Source organism: Streptomyces sp. NPDC002156, assembly GCF_053593675.1.
In genome coordinates this window covers 22,555-28,961 of record NZ_JBSFDA010000131.1, presented here as the reverse complement: position 1 = coordinate 28,961, position 6,407 = coordinate 22,555, and the positions used below count along the sequence as shown (strand labels likewise).

At 68.4% G+C, this 6,407-nt stretch carries 6 protein-coding genes and 1 riboswitch; of the genes, 4 read left to right on the top strand and 2 right to left on the bottom strand.

Annotated features, from left to right (window positions below; translation table 11 throughout):
- The first annotated feature begins 159 nt into the window (after nucleotides 1-159).
- Nucleotides 160-987, top strand: coding sequence for a trehalose-phosphatase (gene otsB, locus ACWCRB_RS36630; RefSeq protein WP_451000177.1), 828 nt, complete (start codon nucleotides 160-162; stop codon nucleotides 985-987).
- On the opposite strand, the gene ACWCRB_RS36625 is transcribed toward otsB, so the two are convergent.
- Together ACWCRB_RS36625 and ACWCRB_RS36620 are read right to left on the bottom strand one after the other, a co-directional pair.
- Nucleotides 974-2,407: an alpha,alpha-trehalose-phosphate synthase (UDP-forming) gene (locus tag ACWCRB_RS36625; RefSeq protein WP_451000176.1), complete on the bottom strand. Its 1,434-nt coding sequence runs from the start codon at nucleotides 2,405-2,407 to the stop codon at nucleotides 974-976. The genes otsB and ACWCRB_RS36625 overlap by 14 nt on opposite strands.
- Nucleotides 2,408-2,495: 88 nt before the next feature.
- A complete protein-coding gene (locus tag ACWCRB_RS36620; RefSeq protein ID WP_451000175.1) occupies nucleotides 2,496-3,440 on the bottom strand; it encodes a glucosyl-3-phosphoglycerate synthase in 945 nt (314 codons plus the stop codon).
- A 160-nt stretch (nucleotides 3,441-3,600) separates the two neighbouring features.
- A riboswitch (SAM riboswitch) is annotated at nucleotides 3,601-3,747 on the top strand.
- 17 nt (nucleotides 3,748-3,764) lie between these two features.
- Between ACWCRB_RS36620 and thrC the strand changes: the two genes are divergently transcribed.
- The 3 genes from thrC to ACWCRB_RS36605 all read left to right on the top strand — a co-directional run bounded on the left by thrC (nucleotide 3,765) and on the right by ACWCRB_RS36605 (nucleotide 6,086).
- On the top strand, nucleotides 3,765-5,063 hold the full coding sequence (thrC, locus tag ACWCRB_RS36615) for a threonine synthase (RefSeq protein ID WP_451000174.1): 1,299 nt from the start codon (nucleotides 3,765-3,767) through the stop codon (nucleotides 5,061-5,063).
- Between the two features lie 98 nt (nucleotides 5,064-5,161).
- Entirely contained in the window at nucleotides 5,162-5,437 is a 276-nt protein-coding gene (locus tag ACWCRB_RS36610) for a MoaD/ThiS family protein (protein WP_123761566.1), read from the top strand.
- A gap of 442 nt (nucleotides 5,438-5,879) precedes the next feature.
- Nucleotides 5,880-6,086 carry a cold-shock protein gene (locus ACWCRB_RS36605; protein WP_019057200.1) on the top strand — a complete coding sequence of 69 codons (207 nt, stop codon included), beginning with the start codon at nucleotides 5,880-5,882 and terminating at the stop codon, nucleotides 6,084-6,086.
- Nucleotides 6,087-6,407 lie beyond the last annotated feature (321 nt).

The following is a 6,407-nucleotide window of genomic DNA, read 5'->3' as shown; positions in this document are numbered from 1 at the left end:
GGACGGGCTGAAATACCAACCCCGGCCGGGGCTTGATCTTTTAGCCCGTCCGGCGTTTGAGGACGAGGCCGTTCAGGCCGAAGCGGGGGTCTGGGGGCGGCAGCCCCCAGGGATGGGAACGGGTAGGGGCGGCGGGGGCGAGAAAGATAGGGTCGGGCCATGGACTCGCTGCCTACGCCCGTGACGCAGGCCGGTCGTGACGGGCTCGACGCCATTCTCCGGCGTCCCACCGGCGCCGTCGTCGTCCTCGACTTCGACGGGACCCTCGCTCCGATCGTCGCCGACCCCGAGCAGGCCCGCGCCCACCCCCGAACACTCGACGCCCTCTCCACCCTCACCCCCCACATCGCCGCCGTCGCCGTCCTCACCGGCCGCCCCGCCGCCGTCGCCGTCCGACTCGGCGGCCTCGAACACCTCACCGTCCTCGGCCACTACGGCACCGAACGCTGGGACGCCGCCACCGGCAAGGTCACCGCCCCCGCCCCCCACCCCGGCGTCGCCGCCGTCCGCGCCGAACTCCCCGGATTCCTCGACCGCCACGGCGCCTCGCAGGGCACCTGGGTCGAGGAGAAGGGGCGGGCCGTCGCCGTCCACACCCGGCGCGCAGCGGACCCGCAGGCCGCCTTCGAGGCACTCCGCGAACCCCTCGCCGACCTCGCCACCCGCCACGGCCTCATCGTCGAACCCGGCCGCCTCGTACTGGAGCTGCGCCCACCCGGCATGGACAAGGGCGTCGCCCTCCAGGAGTACGTCCGCGAGACCGGCGCCACCTCGGTCCTCTACGCCGGCGACGACCTCGGCGACCTCCCGGCGTTCGCGGCGGTGGAGAAGCTCCGCCAGCACGGCATCCCGGGGCTACTGGTGTGCAGCGGCAACAGCACCGAGGAGGTCACGGAACTGGTCGAGCGCGCCGACCTCGTCGTCGACGGGCCCGCCGGTGTCGTACAGCTGCTCCACACCCTCGGGCAGACCCTCACTCGCCGTTGAGCGCGTTCAGCTGGTCCAGGAACCACTGGGCCGGCGGCAGTGCCGTTGCCGCCGCCGCCAGGCGTTTCGTGCGTTCCGCCCGTTCCCCCGACCCCATGTTCAGCGCCTCCTCCAGCGCCCGCGCCGTCTCGACCACGTCGTACGGGTTCACGACGATCGCGTCCTCGCCCAGCTCCTCGTACGCCCCCGCCTCCCGCGACAGCACCAGCGCGCAGCCCTCGTCGGAGACCACCGGGATCTCCTTGGCGACCAGGTTCATGCCGTCGCGGATGGGGTTGACCAGGGCCACGTCCGCCAGGCGGTAGGCCGCCAGGGAGCGGGCGAAGTCGTCCTTCACGTGGAGGACGACCGGGGTCCAGGTGGGGGTGCCGTACGACGAGTTGATGTCGTCCGCGACCCTCTGCACCTCCGCCGTGTAGTCGCGGTAGACGGCGAGATCCTGCCTCGACGGGTACGCGAACGCCACGTGCACCACCCGCTCCCGCCACTCCGGGCGGTCCTCCAGCAGCTGTCGGTACGCCAGCATGCCCCGGACGATGTTCTTCGACAGCTCGGTGCGGTCGACTCGGACGATGGTCTTTCGGTCGGTCCCGCCGATCTCCTCGCGCAGCGCCGCCATCCGGTCCGCCACGTCCGGCTCGTGTGCGCGTCGGCGCAGGAAGTCCGCGTCCGCGCCCAGGCCGTGCACCCCGATGCGCGTGTCGCCCAGGCCGCCTACCAGGTCCGTACAGCAGGCCGTGAACGCGTCGGCCCAGCGCTGGGTGAGGAAGCCCAGGCGGTCCGCACCGAGCATGCCGCGCAGGAGCTGTGCGGAGATGTCGTACGGCAGCATCCGGAAGTAGTCCGCCGGTGCCCACGGCGTGTGGGAGAAGTGGCCGATGCGGAGGTCGGGACGGAGGGCGCGCAGCATGCCGGGGACCAGGCACAGGTGGTAGTCCTGGACCACCACCGACGCGCCCTCGGCCGCCTCCTTCGCCAGTGCCTCCGCGAACGCGCGGTTGTAGGCCTCGTACGCACCCCACTGGCGCCGGAACTCCGCGTCGAAGACCGGCTCCAGCGGGGTCTGGTACAGCATGTGGTTCACGAACCAGAGCACCGAGTTGGCGATGCCGTTGTACGCGTCCGCGTGGACGTCGGCCGGGATCGCGAGCATGCACACGCCCGGCTCGCCCTCGCCGCGCCGTACCGCCTCGCGGTCGCCGTCGCCGAGGGCCGAGCAGACCCACAGGGCGCCCGCGTCCGGGCCGATCGCCGACAGGCCGGAGACCAGCCCGCCGCCGCCGCGCCGGGCGTGCAGCGAGCCGTCCTCGCGGACCTCGTACGTGACCGGGCCGCGGTTGGACGCGACCAGTACCCGGTAGTCGCCCGGCCTGTAGCCCGGACTGTCCTGCACATCCTGTGCACCCTGCGTTGAAGCCATACGCCTCAACCTAGCCCGGGCCGGAAACACTCAAACGTACACACGTACGCCTCAGCCGTATACAAGCCCCCACGGGGCCTGTACTGGGCTACGCGGCCTTCCTCCGCGCGTACTCCGCGATGTCCGCCATCGGCGGGCGTTCCTCCGTGTCCACCGAGTACGTACGCGGCTCGAAACCGTCCTCCCCGCGTTCGAACTGGGTGATCGCGGGGCGGATGAGGTGGCCTCGGGCCAGGCGGAGCTGGGCGGTGCGGTAGATCGCGGCGGACATCCGGCCCAGGGCCTGCCCGTCCTGGTGGCGGTGCTTGCGCACACCCACGTCGACCTGGGCCAGCGCGTCGAGGCCGACCAGGTGCAGGGCGTCGATCAGCATGCCCAGCTCCACGCCGTACCCGACGGGGAACGGGAGCTGTTCGAGGAGCGAGCGCCGGGCCGCGTACTCACCGCCGAGCGGCTGGACGAAACCGGCCAGCTGCGGCCAGTGCATGTTCAGGAGGGGGCGGGCCATGAGTTCGGTCACTCGGCCGCCCTGACCGGCCGCCTGGCCGAGCGGGCGGTCGTACATCGCCTTGACGAGATCGACTCCCGGGTCCGTGAGCAGGGGGCCCACGATTCCGGAGACGAAGTCCGACGAGAACTCCTTCAGGTCCGCGTCGATGAAGCAGACGATGTCCCCACTGGTCACGAGCAGTGAGCGCCATAGGACCTCGCCCTTGCCCGGTACCGCCGGGATGCGGGGCAGGATGTCGTCGCGGTGGACGACCCGGGCGCCCGCCGCGGCGGCCACCTCGGAGGTGCGGTCGGTCGAGCCCGAGTCGATGACGACGATCTCGTCGACGAGGGGGACCTTCAGCATCAGGTCGCGGCGAATGACGGCGACGATCTCACCGACCGTCGCCTCCTCGTTGAGCGCGGGCAGGACGACACTCACCGTGGCGTTCGATGAACGCTTCGCGGCGATCAGCTTCTTGAGCGGGCGGTCCTCGACGGACCAGGAGCGCGTGCTCAGCCAGCGCTCGACGTTCTCCAGCACGTGCGGCTCTCCCTTGCGTTCTCATGGGAAGCGCGTGATTCGCATCTCGCGGTTCGGACGGCTCCCACCACCATCCAAGCCTTCGGTTACAGTCTTGAACAACGCGGATGACCATCGCATGTCCGAGGTCGTCGGTGTTCACAACCTCACAACTTCATACCGCTCATCCAGAGGGGCAGAGGGATACGGCCCGATGAAGCCCCGGCAACCCTCCAGCCGGTCTTGTCGCATGTCATGCGCGAGGCTGCCGGCTCGGGAAGGTGCCAAATCCGTCTCATGGCGAGATGCGCCATGAGGAAGATGAGGAGAAAGGGCCTCGCCTCCATGGCTGCGCAAACTGTCGAGAGCACCACTACCGGCTCCGTCACCCCTGTAGACCTCGGTCCCGCCACCGCGCTCTCCTGCCGCGAATGCGGCCACCGTGTCCCGCTCGGTCCGGTGTTCGCCTGCGAGGAGTGTTTCGGCCCGCTGGAGATCGCCTACGACTTCTCCTCGTACGACACCGAGGAACTCCGCAAGCGCATCGAAGCGGGACCCGCGAACATCTGGCGCTATGCGCCGCTGCTGCCCGTCCCCGCGGACGTGGCGACCAAGCCCAACATCAACCCCGGCTGGACCAAGCTCGTGCAGGCCGACAACCTGGCCCGCGAGCTGGGCGTCGACGCCGGCAAGCTGTTCGTGAAGGACGACTCCGGCAACCCGACGCACTCCTTCAAGGACCGGGTCGTGGCCCAGGCCATCGAGGCCGCCCGCGTCTTCGGCTTCACCACCCTCTCCTGCTCCTCCACGGGCAACCTGGCCGGTGCCGTCGGCGCCGCCGCCGCCCGCGCCGGCTTCCGCTCCTGCGTGTTCATCCCGCACGACCTGGAGCAGGGCAAGGTCGTCATGGCCGCGGTGTACGGCGGTGAGCTGGTCGGCATCGAGGGCAACTACGACGACGTGAACCGCTTCTGCTCCGAGCTGATCGGCGACCCGGCCGGCGAGGGCTGGGGCTTCGTCAACGTCAACCTGCGTCCGTACTACGCGGAGGGCAGCAAGACCCTGGCGTACGAGATCTGCGAACAGCTCGGCTGGCAGCTGCCCGACCAGCTCGTCGTGCCCATCGCCTCCGGGTCGCAGCTCACGAAGATCGACAAGGGGCTCCAGGAGCTGATCAAGCTCGGGCTCGTCGAGGACAAGCCGTACAAGATCTTCGGTGCGCAGGCGGAGGGCTGCTCGCCGGTGTCCGTGGCCTACAAGGCCGGGCATGACGTCGTACGGCCGCAGAAGCCGAACACGATCGCGAAGTCGCTTGCGATCGGGAATCCCGCGGACGGGCCGTACGTGCTGGATATCGCGCGGCGGACGGGTGGGGCTGTCGAGGACGTCAACGACGAGCAGGTCGTCGACGCGATTCGGTTGCTTGCGCGGACCGAGGGGATCTTTGCGGAGACCGCCGGTGGGGTGACCGTGGGTGTGGCGAAGAAGCTGATCGAGAATGGCTTGCTGGACCCGACTCTCACGACCGTCGTGCTCAACACCGGGGATGGGCTCAAGACGTTGGATGCCGTGGCCGACACCGGGCTCACTGCGACGATTCGGCCCAGTCTTGAGTCGTTCCGGGAAGCTGGGCTTGCTTCTTAAGAGGTAAGAGGTCGTTGTTCGTCTGCGGGCCTGTGGGGGCTGGTCGCGCAGTTCCCCGCGCCCCTTCAGGGGGCCCCACTGACCGGAGGTCGAAAGTCATGAGCGTTAGCGTCCGCATCCCCACCATCCTGCGCACGTACACCGGAGGCCAGGCCGAGGTGACCGCCGAAGGTGGGACTCTCGCCGAGGTCATCGCTGATCTGGAGAAGAACCACACGGGGATCGCCGCCCGGGTGCTCGACGATCAGGGCAAGCTGCGGCGGTTCGTCAATGTGTACGTCAATGACGACGACGTCCGGTTCGAGCAGGGGCTGGAGACGGCGACGCCGGACGGTGCGGGTGTGTCGATCATTCCCGCGGTCGCAGGCGGCTGATACTCGGTAGTAGTAACCGTCGGTAACTTTGATTACCGAGAGTTCATCGAATTGCCCCCTCCGTGAGAGAAGCGGAGGGGGCAATTCTGTATGGTTGAGCGGGGTACAGTTGGGGAAGCCGCACCACTTCGCCTGCCGCACGAGTATGAATTCCTGCCGCGCACCCATTGAGAAGTAGCCAAAGTGTGCAGGCCTTTTGCGTTTTTTGCTCCCTTTGTGGGGCCCGACTTGCCCTGAATTCGCGTGAATTCTCCGCATATTCCATGACCTGGTGTGCCCGGATTTCTCGTCCGATTGACCTGTTGCAGAGGGCAGTTGGACAGATACATTCGGCCGCGGTCGACGCGTTCCGGCGCACACTCCCACCGGTTGGGGGGGTGAGGTCTGACCCGGATCCGCGAAGTGCGGATCCGTGCAAGGGCCAGTAATAGGGGAGTTAGGCATGGCTCAGGGCACCGTCAAGTGGTTCAACGCGGAGAAGGGGTACGGCTTCATCGCGGTCGACGGTGGTGCGGATGTTTTCGTCCACTACAGCGCGATTCAGATGGACGGCTACCGCACCCTCGAGGAAGGTCAGCGGGTCGATTTCGAGATCTCGCAGGGCCAGAAGGGGCCGCAGGCGGACATGGTCCGTCTGGCGACCAGCTGAAGCACGCGCCGGCGCACCGCAGCGACGTTCTTCTTCCTTCATCGAAGGATTCGAAGGGCTCGTACCCCGTGGGACCTCACGGGGTACGAGCCCTTCGGCGTGCCTGGGCGTCCCCCTGTTCACCTGCGGATCTTCGAGAGCCGCTTGCACTCGACAGGGGCGAGTGCTAATCATTGGCGTTAGCACTCTGAAGGTGAGAGTGATAACGAAGGACCGGGTCGGTGAGGCCCGCAGGCCAGGTGGTGCAAGGAACCATCGGGGCAGGCTGGCCGTCCGTCGCGGGCGCCAACGCGGTCCGGAGCAATCCACCCCAGTCCGGGA